The sequence below is a fragment of the Lactobacillus melliventris genome, assembly GCF_013346935.1.
Taxonomy (GTDB): Bacteria; Bacillota; Bacilli; order Lactobacillales; family Lactobacillaceae; genus Lactobacillus.
Map to the genome: position 1 here is coordinate 175,478 of NZ_JAAEEB010000002.1, position 15,553 is coordinate 191,030.

Annotated in this window: 11 protein-coding genes and 2 pseudogenes; 10 read left to right on the forward strand and 3 right to left on the reverse strand. The window is 35.7% G+C overall.

The features are described 5' to 3' along the window. The first annotated feature begins 61 nt into the window (after window positions 1-61). The 5 genes from GYV61_RS02360 (at window position 62) to GYV61_RS02380 (ending at window position 8,390) form a co-directional block, all read left to right on the forward strand. Complete coding sequence (locus tag GYV61_RS02360) at window positions 62-1,357, forward strand: PTS sugar transporter subunit IIC (RefSeq protein WP_174794614.1); 1,296 nt, start codon at window positions 62-64, stop codon at window positions 1,355-1,357. A 4-nt stretch (window positions 1,358-1,361) separates the two neighbouring features. After that, window positions 1,362-2,228, forward strand: a complete 867-nt coding sequence (locus GYV61_RS02365) for an alpha/beta hydrolase (protein ID WP_174794615.1) — start codon at window positions 1,362-1,364, stop codon at window positions 2,226-2,228. Beyond that, a complete protein-coding gene (locus GYV61_RS02370) occupies window positions 2,228-4,759 on the forward strand; it encodes an AAA family ATPase (protein ID WP_174794616.1) in 2,532 nt (843 codons plus the stop codon). The genes GYV61_RS02365 and GYV61_RS02370 overlap by 1 nt, the downstream gene beginning before the upstream one ends. 206 nt (window positions 4,760-4,965) lie before the next feature. Continuing rightward, window positions 4,966-7,062 (forward strand): ATP-dependent Clp protease ATP-binding subunit, encoded by a 2,097-nt coding sequence (locus GYV61_RS02375; RefSeq protein WP_174794617.1) that lies wholly within the window; start codon window positions 4,966-4,968, stop codon window positions 7,060-7,062. A 305-nt stretch (window positions 7,063-7,367) separates the two neighbouring features. After that, entirely contained in the window at window positions 7,368-8,390 is a 1,023-nt protein-coding gene (locus GYV61_RS02380) for a branched-chain amino acid aminotransferase (protein WP_046325710.1), read from the forward strand. 88 nt (window positions 8,391-8,478) lie between these two features. On the opposite strand, the gene GYV61_RS02385 is transcribed toward GYV61_RS02380, so the two are convergent. Beyond that, the gene (locus GYV61_RS02385; protein WP_174794618.1) at window positions 8,479-9,036 is read right to left on the reverse strand and encodes a TetR/AcrR family transcriptional regulator; all 558 of its coding nucleotides are present in this window, start codon (window positions 9,034-9,036) and stop codon (window positions 8,479-8,481) included. Window positions 9,037-9,136: 100 nt separating this feature from the next. Between GYV61_RS02385 and GYV61_RS02390 the strand changes: the two genes are divergently transcribed. Further along, window positions 9,137-9,886: a sulfite exporter TauE/SafE family protein gene (locus GYV61_RS02390; RefSeq protein WP_174794619.1), complete on the forward strand. Its 750-nt coding sequence runs from the start codon at window positions 9,137-9,139 to the stop codon at window positions 9,884-9,886. A 57-nt stretch (window positions 9,887-9,943) separates the two neighbouring features. Here the strand turns inward: GYV61_RS02390 and GYV61_RS02395 are convergent. Then, window positions 9,944-10,213: pseudogene (locus GYV61_RS02395) on the reverse strand (substrate-binding domain-containing protein); the annotation flags it as partial. A gap of 319 nt (window positions 10,214-10,532) precedes the next feature. On the opposite strand from GYV61_RS02395, the gene GYV61_RS02405 reads away from it, so the two are divergent. From GYV61_RS02405 to GYV61_RS02420, 4 genes and pseudogenes are all read left to right on the forward strand, one after another. Continuing rightward, window positions 10,533-11,648: a glycoside hydrolase family 172 protein gene (locus GYV61_RS02405; protein WP_174794620.1), complete on the forward strand. Its 1,116-nt coding sequence runs from the start codon at window positions 10,533-10,535 to the stop codon at window positions 11,646-11,648. Window positions 11,649-12,086: 438 nt separating this feature from the next. Next, window positions 12,087-12,977: a DUF3737 family protein gene (locus tag GYV61_RS02410; protein WP_174794621.1), complete on the forward strand. Its 891-nt coding sequence runs from the start codon at window positions 12,087-12,089 to the stop codon at window positions 12,975-12,977. A gap of 5 nt (window positions 12,978-12,982) precedes the next feature. Beyond that, a complete protein-coding gene (locus GYV61_RS02415) occupies window positions 12,983-14,149 on the forward strand; it encodes a MalY/PatB family protein (protein WP_174794622.1) in 1,167 nt (388 codons plus the stop codon). Window positions 14,150-14,429: 280 nt separating this feature from the next. Then, window positions 14,430-14,615: pseudogene (locus GYV61_RS02420) on the forward strand (IS3 family transposase); the annotation flags it as partial. Between the two features lie 152 nt (window positions 14,616-14,767). Here the strand turns inward: GYV61_RS02420 and GYV61_RS02425 are convergent. Then, the gene (locus GYV61_RS02425) at window positions 14,768-15,325 is read right to left on the reverse strand and encodes a hypothetical protein (RefSeq protein WP_174794624.1); all 558 of its coding nucleotides are present in this window, start codon (window positions 15,323-15,325) and stop codon (window positions 14,768-14,770) included. Window positions 15,326-15,553 lie beyond the last annotated feature (228 nt).

Consider the following 15,553-nt stretch of genomic DNA (forward strand, 5'->3'; position numbering starts at 1 on the left):
ATTAAAAAATTAGAGTATTATTTTCTTTTAAATATAATAACTAAAAATAAGGTTTGAAATAATGACAAAATTTACTATCAATTTTATAGCTCGCCTGCAGGAATTTTCTTTTTTTCGTGCAACAAGACGAACTATGGCAATGTTAATGCCAATTGCTGTAGTTGGCTCCTATTTTAAGCTTTTAGGTGATTTGATCTTTACACCTAACGGATTAATCTATAATATTTTCAATTTGGACAAAGTTTTATCAGATCACATTTGGTATGGTGGCTCTTTTGTGTGCCGGGGAATGGTAGAAATTACTTTTGGCGTATTTGGCGTCTATGCTAGTTATTTTATGGCTCGTTACACCGCACGCCTTTACCATAAGGACTCAACCATGGCAGGTCTAACAGCAGTCTTAATAATGCTTTTTTGTTCATATGCTTCCAGTAGTGGCCGTAATGCTCGTATGCCTTTTACAGCCAGTTTGTTACAAATTAATGCAGTTTTTATTGCCTTAATTGTAGGATACTGTGTGGGCCAAATATTTCATTTATTAGGGAAAGACTTTTCTTACGTTGAATATGAGGGCACAAAAGTAATTCAAAAAAGAGCAGGGGATGCCGTTTTACCCAGCGCTGTTTCATTATTATTAGGTGTTTTTTTAGGCATTTTAATTTATGAATTACAGCTTAAATTACTTAATTCCGCCAGTTTTAATGAAATTGTCAGCAGGGTCCAGACTACTAATAACTTTGGCGAGGTGCTGTTATTGACAACCGTAATTACTTTTTTGGATTGGCTTGGAATTGGGTACCCATTGCGCTCTCTAACAGGAATGGTAAATAACGCCTTTACTGCAGAAAATTTAACATATACATTAAAACACGGTAATTCTTGGAATGTGCCGTATAAATACCTAGGCAGCTCACTTATTAACAGTTACGGCATAATGGGCGATGCCAGCGTTGTTTTGGCTGTTATTGTGTTACTACTTATCAGAAGAGATAACAGGGAAAACGAAATAAATGCTAAAATTAACTTGTTGCCTGCTGCTTTTGGTTCAAGCCTGGGGTTTGCAGTTGGCTTACCTTTAATTTTAAATCCTGTTTTTATATTACCTAGTATTTTAATTCCTCTTATTAATATGACAATAGCAGTAGCAGCTATTAGTTTACACATTATTCCAGTTTGCGTTTACCAGAATTTAAAGGGGACTCCTGGTTTATTAGTTTCATTTTTTGGCACTAACGGTAACTGGGCGGCGCTGTTCTTTACACTATTGTTGTTCTTATTAGATATCTTTTTATTGCTACCTGTAATTAAAATTAATGAAAAGATAGAATTGAGAATTAAAAATCAGGAGAGGGAATAATAAAATGCATAAAAATCCTAACTATAAATGGTTAATCCTGGTTATTATTATTATCATTATGCTTGCTGTTCCCAGCTTCTTTTGGATGAAAAAAGATAATAAATCGCGAGCAGAACTCAGCAAATCGCTTCTTTCACCTGTAATTATGGTTCCGGGTTCAAGTGCTACTACCGAGCGCTTTAACCAGTTAATTGATGAACTTAATAAAACGACACTTAACCAGCATAGTGTAATAAAAATTAGAGTTTCACGTGAAGCAAAATTGACTTATAGTGGCTCTATAGGTAAAAATGACTTGGAGCCCTTCATTATTATTGGATTTGATAACAATAAAGACGGCTATTCCAATATTAAAAAACAAGCTAAGTGGCTGAATGTAGCATTTGAGTCGTTAATTCAAAATTATAAGTTCAATAATTTTAAGGCGTTTGGTCATTCTAACGGCGGTTTAATTTGGACTTACTGGCTGGAACACTATTATTCTGAGTATTCAAACGATATCAAAATAAAGAAATTAATGACTTTAGGTACACCATATAATTTTACTGAAAATAACATTAATAACAGAACGCAAATGCTGGCTGATTTTATTAAAAAGCGTTCAGCATTGCCAACCAATCTAAAAGTTTATTCTCTTTCTGGTGGTAAAAACTACGAATCTGATGGTATTGTACCTGAATCAAGTGTAGCTGCAGGTAAATTTATTTTTCAAAAACAAGTAAAAAACTATACTGCAATAACAGTTACGGGTGAAAAGGCAGACCACTCTGATTTGCCGCAGAACAAGCAAGTAATTCAGGCAATTCGGCAGTACTTATTAAAGAAACCAGAAAAGCCGTTAAAACCGGCTAAAAGAAAGGGCAATCATTAATGAAATATCAAAAACAGCCGACCAAAATTGAAGTAATTGGTGGTAGGGTGAATAACTTAAAAAACATCAACGTTGATATTCCCCTACATAAATTTGTAGCGATATCGGGATTAAGTGGTTCTGGCAAATCAAGCTTGGCGATGGGAATTTTGTACTCAGAGGGTGCAAGACGTTATCTTGATTCTTTGGCAGCCTATACCAGAAGACGTATTAGTCAAGTTGGTCGTGCACAGGTTGATGAAGTGAAACATATTCCTTCGGCACTGGCTTTAAGGCAAAGGCCGGCTGTGCCTGGAGTTCGTTCCACGGTAGGAACAGTAACAGAAGTTTTTAACATCTTACGGCTGATTTTTTCCCGTTTAGGTTCACCTGTATGCCCAAACGGTCACCGGGTACCAGCAACCATTAAAATAGCTGAAGCCATGGATCTAACTGGAGAAGCAATGGGGCGATTAACTTGTCCTACATGCGGGATACAATTTTATGCTTTTAGTGCAGAAGACTTTGCATTTAATTCTGATGGTTCGTGTCAAAAATGCCAGGGATTGGGAACAGTTGAAGAAATTGATGATAGTAAAATCATTGCAGATGAGAATTTATCTCTTGAAAATGGAGCAGTGGCAACTTGGCAAATTCCTGGACGAAATTGGATGTGGCGTATTGCCCGGGAATTGGGGGTACGGACCGATATTCCATATAAAGAGCTGAATGCTAAAGAAAAAGAAATTGTACTTCATGGAAAAGAGCGTAAAGTTCCGATTGATTTGCCAACTTCCACTGGTCGCGTATATCATTTAGATGCATTATATGAGAATGCTTATAATGCCGTGGCTAATTCACGCAAAACTACAAAATCCGAACGTGGCTTGCAAAGAATTAACTCTTTTTATAAGTTCAGTACCTGTCCCCGCTGCCAAGGCTATCGCATTGATCCCAGTCGCTGGCAGCAGTTAGTTGCTGGAAAAAATATTGTTGAAGCTGAACAGCTAACTTTAGGTGAACTGAACCATTATATGGGTGAGATTTTAGCTTCCCTGCCACAAGATATGCAAGAATTGGCAGAAAATTTAACCGGTGAATTGATGCATCAAGTCAAGCCCCTGCTAAAATTAGGCCTAGACTATCTGAGCCTAGATAGACAGGCTGACAGTTTATCTACTGGGGAACTGCAACGAATTCAGCTTGGTAGAACTTTGCGTACGGAAACCACTGGTGTGCTTTACGTCTTAGATGAACCATCTGTTGGTTTGCACCCTGATAATGTGGCCGGACTTATTGATATATTTCATGAACTGGTTAATCAAGGAAACTCTTTAGTTGTAGTTGATCATGAAACTGCAATCATTAAGGCAGCTGATTGGGTGATTGAAATTGGTCCAGGTTCAGGCAGCCGGGGTGGTGAGATTATTTCCCAGGGAATACCCAGTGAGATCGAGCAAAGTGAGCAGTCTCTGATTGGTCCTTACTTAACTGGTAAGGCACCACTTTTAGTTCGTCACAAGGCAAAAGCTGACCAAATTTTTAAACATGGCAAAGTTGAGTTTGATGTTACCGAACGCTTTAACTTGAAGAATATTCATGCTCAAATTCCTCTTAATCGCTTAACTTCTGTTACCGGCTTTTCTGGTGCTGGTAAGACTACCCTAATTCTTGATTCCCTCATTCCTGCACTTAAAGCACAAAAAAATCTTAAAAATGGTCCTGATTGGGTAAAAAATTTAAAGAATGATGTTATTAAAAATGTAATTAGTGTTGACTCTACACCTGTTGGTAAAAATCAAAGGTCAACTGTTGCAACTTATACTGATATTATGGATAATTTGCGTAAACTCTTTGCCAAACAACCATTAGCAAAAAAGTTAAAATATCGCGCATCTCATTTTTCTTACAATAACAAAGAAGGTGCCTGTCCGGCATGTAACGGAACCGGTGTCATTTCACTTGACATCCAATATCTACCGGACATGGTTGAAACATGCTCTGTATGTGGCGGTCACCGTTTTAACCAAGATGTTTTACAAGTAAAATGGCATAACTTAAGTATTGCGGATGTCTTAAATTATTCCGTTGATGATGCGCTGGACAAAAAACTTTTTAAGAACGAACCAAAAATTAATAAAACAATTACAACTTTGCATGATATGGGTCTAGGATATCTACACTTGGGAGAATCTACCCCAGCTTTGTCTGGAGGAGAAGCACAGCGCTTGAAACTAACCAGTCATATCCATCAAAGACAGAAAGGGACATTATTTGTTTTTGATGAACCGACCGTTGGCCTACATCCACAAGATGTCAGAACTCTTTTGCATGTTTTTCAAAGATTACTTGAGCAAAAAGGAACTATTATTACAATCACACACGATTTAGATATTATGGCTAACAGTGATTATATGATTGATATGGGACCAAAAGGTGGGATGCAAGGCGGGAAAATTATTGCAAGTGGCACACCTGTGGATATCTCGCAAAAATCTAATAGCTTAACTGGTAAATATTTGCAAAAACAATTTAAATTGTATCAAAAATAGCAGTGAAAAGTCTTTAAAAAGAGCATTAGTGCTTTTATAGTAAGGCTTTTTTTCTTTTGTGGAAAAAACGGGAAATCTGTGGAAAAGTTAATCATAATTATTGCTTTCTGTGGATAACCTGCTATAATATTATATGTAAGCAATTAGCAGTCGAACGCAGCGAGTGCTAATTACAAATTTATAACCTATCAAAGGGGTGTTTGCATATGGCATATTTTGATAACGATTTTGACGATTTATTTAACGAATTAAACAATTCATTCTTCAACAATACTAACGACAACGGTGGTGCTATTCCTATTCATTACTCTAGTAGTATGAATATTTCTCCACAAGACTTGAATCAAGGTGGACAAGTGGGACAAAAACAAGGTCAAAAGCCAATTGGTGTTGATCTGGTTGAGCAAGCTAAGAAGAATAAGTATGATCCTGTAATTGGGCGTGACGAACAAATTCAAGAAGTAATTGAAATTTTAAGTCGGCGCAAGAAGAATAATCCTGTATTAATTGGACCTGCCGGGGTTGGTAAAACAGCCATTGTAGAAGGTTTGGCACAAAAGATTGCTGCAGGCGATGTTCCTGATAAAATGAAGGACAAGCATATTATTGCAATTAATATTAATGATATGGTTGCAGGATCAAGCTTGCGTGGCAGTTTTGAAGAACGCCTTAAGAAAGTGATTGACGAAGCAAAAAAGAATCCGAACATTATTTTATTTATTGATGAATTACATAATATAGTTGGTGCAGGTTCTACTGATTCTGAAAATAATAACGGTGATGCCGCTAATATTTTAAAACCGGCTTTAGCTAGTGGCGATTTAAACTTAATTGGTGCAACGACTACAAGTGAGTACCGCAGAATTGAAAATGATGCGGCACTAGCACGTAGATTCCAACCGGTACAGGTTCCTGAACCATCAGCTGAAGTTACCGTTAAAATCTTGGAAGGATTAAAAGATAAATATGAGTCTTTCCATCACGTAAAATATAATGACAGTGCTTTGAAACTCGCAGTTGAATTATCGCAACGTTATATTCAGGGACGTTATTTGCCTGACAAGGCCATTGACTTAATGGATGAGGCAGGTGCTAAAAAGGGTCTTGATACAATTCCAAGCGACGAAGCAACTTTAAAGAAACGGATTAAAAAGCTTGAAAGTGAGAAAGAAGCAGCTGCCAAAAAAGAAGATTATAGTAGAGCAAGCGAGTTGAAAAAGCAAATTGAAGACTTGCGTGATAAGGCTAGTCATGTGGATGACGCTGCCACTCCTCATGTTACTGATGAAGATATCTACGCTTTAATCGAAGCTAAGACTAAGATTCCAATGAGTGAATTGCATGCAAGTGAAGGACAAAAGAATCTTGACTTGGCTGAGAAATTAAAGAAAGTAGTTATTGATCAAGATAATGCTGTTGACGTCATTACAGATGCGATTGCCCGTAAACAAGTTTTTAAAGACAATGATCGTCCTACTGGTACGTTCTTGTTAACAGGACCTACTGGCGTAGGTAAGACGGAATTAGCTAAACAATTAGCCATTCAACTATTTGGTGGTGAAAATCATCTTATCAGACTGGATATGTCTGAATATCAAGATCAGATGGCGGTTAATAAATTGATTGGTTCGGCACCTGGTTATGTTGGTTATGGTGAAGGTGGCCAATTAACTGAAAAAGTTCGTCATCAACCATACAGTTTGATTTTGTTTGATGAAATTGAAAAAGCTAACCCACAAGTATTTAATGCCTTGCTTCAGATCATGGACGATGGTCGCTTAACTGATGCTCAGGGCAGAACGGTTTCCTTTAAGGACACAATTTTAATCATGACTTCTAATGCAGGCTACTCTGACCAATTATTAAAAGACGGCAAAGTTGATCATGATAAGCTGATTAAAGCTCTTGAGACCTACTTCAGACCAGAATTTTTGAATAGACTTGATGCTATTGTTCCGTTTAATTCATTGACCAAAGATGATATGAATAAGATCATTGATATCTATTTGAATAAAATGGCACATGTTTTGGCTAAAAAAGGTGTTAAGGTTGAAGTCTCTGATGAAGCTAAAGCCTACTTAGCAGACAAAGGCTATGATAAGAAATTTGGTGCAAGACCTCTACGTAGAGTCGTTGAGCAAGATTTAGAAACGCCAATTGCCAAATTATTGATGAAAGAGCCTGACACTAAGTCAGTTAAGTTTACAGCAGATGATAAGCATGTTTACCTAAATGATGCCGCAGTTTTGGATATTTCGACAAAACAAAATACTGAAACTAAAGATAACGCAAAACAAGACTAATTTTTAAAACGAGAGTCATCCTCCAAAAGTGATATAAACCCTGAAATTAGGACAAAATTGGGGAGTCATACCACAATGAAGGGATGACTCTTTTTTGGATATATTCGTTTCACGTGAAACCAGATGCACATACAAAAATACATTTTTGTTTTATTATTAGAAATTCATATTATTTTATTGGAAGATAGAAAAGTTTTACTATTGACAATAAAAAGAAATTAGTTTAAATTAGTTAACAATTAAATTAATATTAAAAGCTAAAGAGAAATTTTTAGCTTATGTAGTTTTTATAGGGGACAGTTCAAATGAAACAACGAGTAGAAGACCTAGATTGGAAAAATCTGGGATTTAAGTATCGAGATCTGCCTTATCGCTATGAGGCAAAATATAAAGATGGTGAATGGCAGGAAGGAAAGTTGACTGAAGATTCAACCATGACATTTTCTGAAGGTGCAGAAGTCCTGCATTATGGTCAGGAAATTTTTGAGGGCTTAAAGGCTTATCGTAGAAAAGACGGTAAAATCAACCTGTTTAGACCTGATCAAAACGCACACCGCTTTACTCTTTCAGCAAAGCGGTTAGCCATGCCGCCTTTCCCTGAAGATAGGTTTGTTGCTGCAGTAAAACAAGTTGTTAAGGCTAACGAAGAGTTTGTACCACCATACGACAGTGGTGCGACCCTGTATTTACGGCCACTTATGGTGGGGACATCTAAAGTTTTAGGTGTCGAAGCAGCCAGCGAATATACTTTCCGCATTTTTGCGGTCCCAGTTGGTGCATATATTAAAGGATTGAACCCTGCAGATTACATTGTTAGTGAATATGACCGTGCCGCTTATGCTGGTACTGGTCAAGCAAAGACATCAGGTAACTATGCCAGCAGCTTGCTTCCATCCGTTGAAGCACACAAGAACGGCTTTGCCGATTGTCTTTACTTGGATCCACGTGAACATAAATATATTGATGAATTTGGTGGTGCTAACTTCTACGGCATTACCCAAGAAGGTCAATTTGTCACACCAAAATCACAATCGATTTTGGTTTCTATTACCAAGCGCTCACTTTTGGAAGTCGCTAAGTGGCAAGGCCTAAACCCAGTCGAACGTCAAATCACTTTGGAAGAAGCTTTCAACATGAAAGAAGCTGGTGCTATGGGTACAGCTGCTGTAATTTCCCCCGTAGGTTCAATTACGTACAAGGGTGAAAAGCACGTTATCTACAGTGAAACAGAAACTGGCCCAGTAACGACTAAGCTTTACAATGAATTAGTTGATATTCAGTACGGTAATAAAAAAGGCCCAGAGGGCTGGGTCCAAACAGTAGAATAAGTTTAAATATCGGGAACACAAAAGCGAGGCTCAGTCCTCGTTTTTTTATTGCTATAGTATTGAAGTAAAAGTTTAATTATAAGAATCTTTATTCTTCAATCTTGTATAGACTTTGCTTCAGCAATTTGCGAAAGCTTTTATCGGCAGGTAACGATTTATCCGCAAACCAACCTGTTCCGACATTGACAATATCTCCTATTGCCAAATCTCTGATACATCTGCTTGCTAGTAGTTGCCTTTTGGGGTCAGTGAACTCTGTTGCTATCATTTGATTAAAAATAGATTTTAGATCATTAAAAGCTGCAGTAGTTTCAGGATACATATTGGTCCGCGGCATTTTTAAAACAAATTGTGTTAAATGAAAATGGTTAAGAGCTATTTGGCGAAATTCCATTGCAAAATCAATAATTGCTGTCATGCCGGCTTTACCAAATAAATTTCGTCGCAGCTGATCTGTCATTAAATTAATTAACCAAGCAACTATAGCATAATTTAGTGCTAACTGATTGGGAAAGTAATTATATAAAGCCTGTGATTGAATACCAAGTTCTCTAGCGATCGTTGCAAAATTATTTTCTTTTTTATTTTCAATTAATTTAATGCTGGTTTTTATAATTAATTCTTTGGATAAAATTTGACGTGGCATACTAAATTTCCTATTTGCTTGACTTTTACAATTTGTAAATTAAAATTACATATTGTAACTATAACACAAGATAGGGCAAAACTGAAGGGGTTTAAGCATCATGAAGATTTTTTTATTGGGACTAATAGGGTTAGTAATAGGAACTTTTGTTATTCTTTTTGGTGGTGGCGGTGCAGCCATTTACCTGGCAATTTTGACCGGTTTGTTTGGCTTAAATGCAGCAGCAGCTTCTTCAACTTCATTAGTGACTGCTTTACCTTCATTAATTATCGGTGCAATTAGCTATTATCGTCAAAGACAAATAAATACTAAAGTAGGTAATCAGATGCTAATGACGGCAATTCCTGCTGTGATAATAGGCTCATTAGTCTCAAAATATATTCCTGCCAAAATTTATAAATGGTTAATAGGAATTGTCCTAGTAGTGCTTGGCATTAACATGTTATTTAAGAAGAAAACACAAACTGCTGAGACAGTTGAGAAAACCCGGTTTGCTAGAATGGAAGCTGGAATTTATGGTATTTTAGGAGGTTTAATGGTTGGCGTAGCCGGCATGAGCGGTGGCGCTGTTATCATCGGTGGCTTATTTTTGTTAGGATTACAAGATTTTCAAGCTACTGCAACTTCAACTTACGTTTTAGTTTTTATGACCATTACGGGCGCGATTTTTCATATTGCTGACGGTCGGGTAGACTGGTCTGCTGGCTTGCCCTTAATGATTGGTGCCATATTAGGTGCAATAATTGCACCCAGACTGGCCCAGATTTTAGCCAAAACTAAAATTACTCGTTACATGAAACCCACAATTGGTATTTTGCTTATATTATTAGGGGCTAAGTCATTGCTTTAGCTATTAACTACTTAAAATGTTTAAAAGCACTAGTATTTCAGCTAATACTGGTGCTTTTTAAATTAATTCATTTTGCTGTATGTTTTTAGTTGTTTGAGCAGCTCGAAAGGCTATGGGAACAACGATGTTGTCGACTTCACGGCTATGCAAAATTAATTTAATTAAGTTATCGACTGCTAATCGAGCGATTTCTTTAACAGGCTGGACTATTGAAGAAAGACTGGGTGTAATGCTTGGCATCATTTGAAAACCATCATAACCAATTAATTGTAATTCTTCAGGAATTTTAACCGAATAATTTTTTAGCTTAAAAAGTAACTGATAAACAGTTTCTTCATAATAGTAAAGATTACGATATCGTCAAACTTAGTAATCTGACTAAAGATATGGTTGAAAGAACTAATATGTCAACGACTAGAATGACTTTTCTCATTTTTAGTTGTAACACTGCCTTTAGTTAATATTTTACTAAGTTGGAGCCAATATGTACCGCATCATGTTCAATCCGGTAAAGCAATCTTTGCCATTAAGGCTAACTTTATTTTGTTACCGATAGCTATGATTGTATTATCAATTGTAGTAATGTACTTTTATAATCTTGATAAAATTTATAACCAAATAAAAATGACTAATAAGGAGAATTAAAATGAACATTTCAGATTTAACTCGAATTAACTTAAATGAAGAAAATCGGACAATATCACCTGAAAATTTATCTGGCGCTAAGGGAAAAGCCGCAATGAGTGCCAGTGACTTGGGTCCCAGCCGCAAAGGCAATGGCTCCATTAAATTACCTCAAGGAAAAACTGTAACCATAGCTGATATTCATTCTGCAGGAGAAATTAGACATATTTGGATGACAATTGCTGATGCAACACCAGCAGGTAGTTTTGTACTGCGGGATGTAGTTTTGAAAATGTATTGGGACGGAGCAGACAAGCCGGCAGTTGAAGTTCCTATTGGTGATTTTTTCTGTAATGGTTTTGGTGAACGGTGTGAAATTAATTCTGCTTTAATTACTGTTAACCCAACAGGTGGCTTTAACACTTATTTTCCAATGCCGTTTAGAAAATCCGCTAAAATTACAATCACAAACGAACATCCAGGTGATATTGACGGTTTCTTTTATGGTATTGATTATGTTATCAAAGATGTGCCCGAAGATGCCGCATACTTTCACGCTGCTTGGAATAGACAAGAATATACTCAAAAACAAAATGATTTTGTAATTTTACCTTCTATAAAAGGTCCTGGACATTTTGTAGGAGTCTATTTTGAAGTCTGTGCTTTACAACGTTATTGGTGGGGTGAAGGAGAATTCAAATTTTATATTGATGGCGATACCAATTACCCAACAGTTACTTCTACAGGTACTGAAGATTATTTTGGTGGAGCTTGGGCATTTCATCAAAAAGACAAAAATGGTAAGACATATGCCCAAACTTTTCAAAGGCCTTTTATGGGATATCCATTTATGTCAAAGGTAGATCATACTCGGGATGAATTTAATAATGGTGAGTTAATGCCTTTACACGCATTTGGCAATGATGCTTTGCCAATGCATGGGTTATATCGCTTTCACTTATTAGATCCAATTCGGTTTAAACACGATTTAAAGGTAACTGTCCAGCAAATCGGTAATAATGATATTCAATTGTTTGAGCGTTCAGATGATGTTGCTGCCGTTGCTTATTGGTACTCAGCAGAAAAAGCAAGTGATTTACCAGCTATTGCTCCCCAACCGGAAAGGGTGCCACGCTAGGTATTTATAAATGATAAATTAAAAACGTGATTCTGCTACGATAATAGAACCACGTTTTTTTGAGCACAGGTAACAGCCAAAATTTCTGGTTTCTTCATTGTACTCTACATCTATTTGAAAACATCATGTTTTATAAATAGTATACAATTTTACTATATTTAATGGTTTTCGTATTAGATGGCCTATCTTTAGCTACAGTAAAATAATTATTTAAAAAGTCCTTCATGCTTTTAAAAAATATACAGTAAGCTTTTAGCAGAATGGTAAAATATTTATATAATTGAAAAGTAATTTAGTATAACTTTTTGTAATAGTAAGACCTAATTAATTGGTATTTTAAGTTGAATACTTTTCAGTGGATAATAAAATAAGGCAATTTGATTATTTTAATAATGAAAAATTAAAGCCCACCAATTATATCAAAGAAAAGAGATCAGAATGAGCATTATCAAAAATCATTTTTTTGCAGGTGAAAGAATTCTTTTTGGACTAAAAGATGCACAGCTGGAAGGAATAACTTTTGGAGAGGGTGAGTCACCACTAAAGGAAGCCAGTAAAATTAGCATTAAAGACTCTGTTTTTAAGTGGAAATATCCTTTGTGGTATGACAATGACATCACTGTCGATAATACTGTTTTTGAAACTATGGCTCGTAGTGGTATCTGGTATACCAAAAATATTGCGATTAAAAATTCGGCTTTACAAGCACCAAAGCTATTTAGAAGAGCAGAAAAAATAAATTTAGACCATGTTCATTTTGCAAATGCTGAAGAGACAATGTGGACATGCAAGGACATTCGCATTACCAATAGTCAAATTAACGGTGATTATTTTGGCAAAGATAGTCAAAATATTTATCTTGACCACGTCAGTGTGGTTGGCAACTATGTTTTTGATGGTGCTCAAAATGTTGAAGTACATAATTCTACTTTTGTTTCTAAAGATGCCTTTTGGAATTGCGAAAATGTTAGTGTTTATGACTCAACAATTGATGGGGAATATTTAGCATGGAATAGCCACAATATTAAGTTCATTAATTGTCAGATTGAAAGTGATCAAGGACTTAATTACATTGACCATTTGGAACTAAAAAATACCAGTTTAATTCACACGGACTTAGCTTTTGAATATGTTTCTGATATCGATGCTACGGTTTCAAGTAAAATTGACAGTGTCAAGAATCCAATTTCCGGTAGAATTTCTGCTCCTGCAATTGGTAAATTGATTCTAGATCCACAAAAAATTACTCCCGCTAAAACGGAAATTATCTGTGCTAAAATTGATGAGAAGATTGATCATTCAGATGAAAATCAGAAACCAGAGGATTAAGTATAATGAATAGATATGATTTTGTTAATGCACCGGATAGAAGTACGACGGACTCAGTCAAGTGGCATATTAAAAAAGGCGACTTACCAATGTCAATTGCCGACATGGACTTTAAAACTGCACCGGAAATTATTGCTGCAATGAAAGAAAAAATTAGTCTCGGTGTTTTTGGCTATGAGTGGCCTGAAAATGATTATTTTAATGCTGTCGCAGATTGGTATGAAAAAGAGCACGGTCATCGGCCAGAGCAGGAATGGCTGATTTTTACTACGGGTGTAGTACCAGCAATTTCTTCAGTTGTGCGGCGAATCTCTCACATTGGTGACAATGTTTTAGTGCAAGCACCTGTTTATAATGTTTTTTATAATTCAATTGAAAATAACGGTCGACACGTTTTAAGTAATGATCTGCAGTTTGATGGCTCAAATTATAAGATCAATTGGGAAGACTTGGAACAAAAATTAGCATTACCTCTGACGACACTAATGATTTTTTGTAATCCGCATAATCCTGTAGGAAAGGTATGGACTCAAGAAGAAGTTCAAAAAATTGCTGATTTATGCTTTAAACATCATGTGGTACTTTTGTCTGATGAAATTCATGGTGATCTGATACGCAAAGGGCCAGATTATACTCCTGCCTTTTCAGTAAATGGTCCTGCACGTGACAACGTCATTTCCTTGGTTTCGCCAAGTAAGACCTTTAACGTTGCAGCTTTACATGCAGCAACTGCTATCGTACCGAATAATAACTTGCGTGCTATGGTTAATCGCGGTCTCAATAGTGACGAAGTTGCAGAACCTAATTTGTTGGCTATTCCAGGAACAATTGCTGCGTATGAACATGGTCATGATTGGCTGCAAGCATTGATTAAGCAGCTAAATGTTAATTTTACATATGCTCAAGAATTTATCAGCAATAATCTTCCCCAAGTAAAAGTGGTCTCAGGCAAGGCAACATATTTAATTTGGCTTAATGTTGAACAGATTAGTACCGACTCGCAAGAACTAGCTGACTACTTAGAAAAGAAAACAGGTCTGGTTTTATCACCGGGGAGTATTTATCGCGGTAACGGTCACAACTTTTTACGCATGAACCTTGCTTGCCCGTTAACAATGGTTAAAGATGGCTTAGAAAGGTTAAAGACAGGACTGACAGAATATTCTGCTTAAATCTGTTAAAAAGACGACTATGGCAATTAGCATAGTCGTTTTTTGATTAGAAAGTAATCAAAAAAGCTAACTAGTGTTATAAACCGAAATTAATGTTTCATGTGAAACTTAAAAAACAAAAAGGTAATAAATATGGCAGATTATATATTTGAGTCAGTGGTATTTCCCGGGAAATGTTGCTAAAACCGATATTAATTAAATTAGAATTTAAGTAAGCGGCTTTGCTGTCATTGCATTAAGTCACAGTTAATAGCATGTAAGGTCGATTCCCTTGATGATGCTAGTGGAAAGCTTCTTCGGAATATTCAAACGAGAAAAGTTTTATGGCTTTGAGAAGCAGTTTAAAAATTTCACTGAACTAAAAGATGCAATCAGAGACTACATTGAGTATTACAATCAGAAAAGAATAGAAATCAAACTAAAAGGACTAACTCCGATTGAATATCAGAAGTTAGTCCTCAATTAATAAAGTGTCCCAATTTTAGGGTTCACATCACAAATTTACCATGACTCTTAATTTATATAATTAATTTGCTAAATATACAAATATTAAATCGATTATTTATATATTGTTTATTGAAACAACCGTTTTATTTGCCGTTTTTAAGTTGTAAAAAATTAATTTTTAGATTTATTTTTTTGAAAGTGCTGAGCAAGTTGAATGGCAGTGGTGATGTAGTCAAGAATAGTTGAGACAGCTAATATGATGCCTTTGAAATTAACTGAGTCTTCAAAAATTAGCGGTAGTTGAGCACCCATTGCAATAAACAGAACTATGATCAAAAGTTTACCCGGAGAAAATTTGCCATTACTACTTGTGAACTTATCTAATAAAGTTTGAATCTTTTTTGTTGTTTGTGGTGATAGTTGCATTTTCTGAGCAAGAATTTTTAAAAAGGTGCTATTTTTAAAGACAGAGACTAATTGATCATTTGCTTCTGTGGATAATTGTTTTAGTTGTTCTGCAATATGTTTATTATGCTTAGCGCAAACCTGCAATAAATTTTGAATTTGTTGTAGTCCAGATAAATTCCATGAATAATTATTTGAATTAATTCTTTCCCATAATTCTGGTATCTGTGCAATTCTTTGATTAAATTGGCTGAATAATTTCTGTGTCATTTTCGTTGGCAATATACTTTTTTGCCAATTTACTAACTGATTTTTAATATGCATAAGATATACTTCCTTTTCCTAATTATAGCAAGGTTGGAAATTATACAATCTTTATATGCTTAAATTAAAATTTCCTTTTTTCATGTGAAACATTATTACGGGTCACTTGATGATAGAGACATGGTTCATTATTTAAAAGAATTATTGCATAAATGATGAAGCTAGATATATTAACGAAAGTAATTGACCGTAAACTCACTTTTTCTAATGAAGCTATCAAAAAGCAGA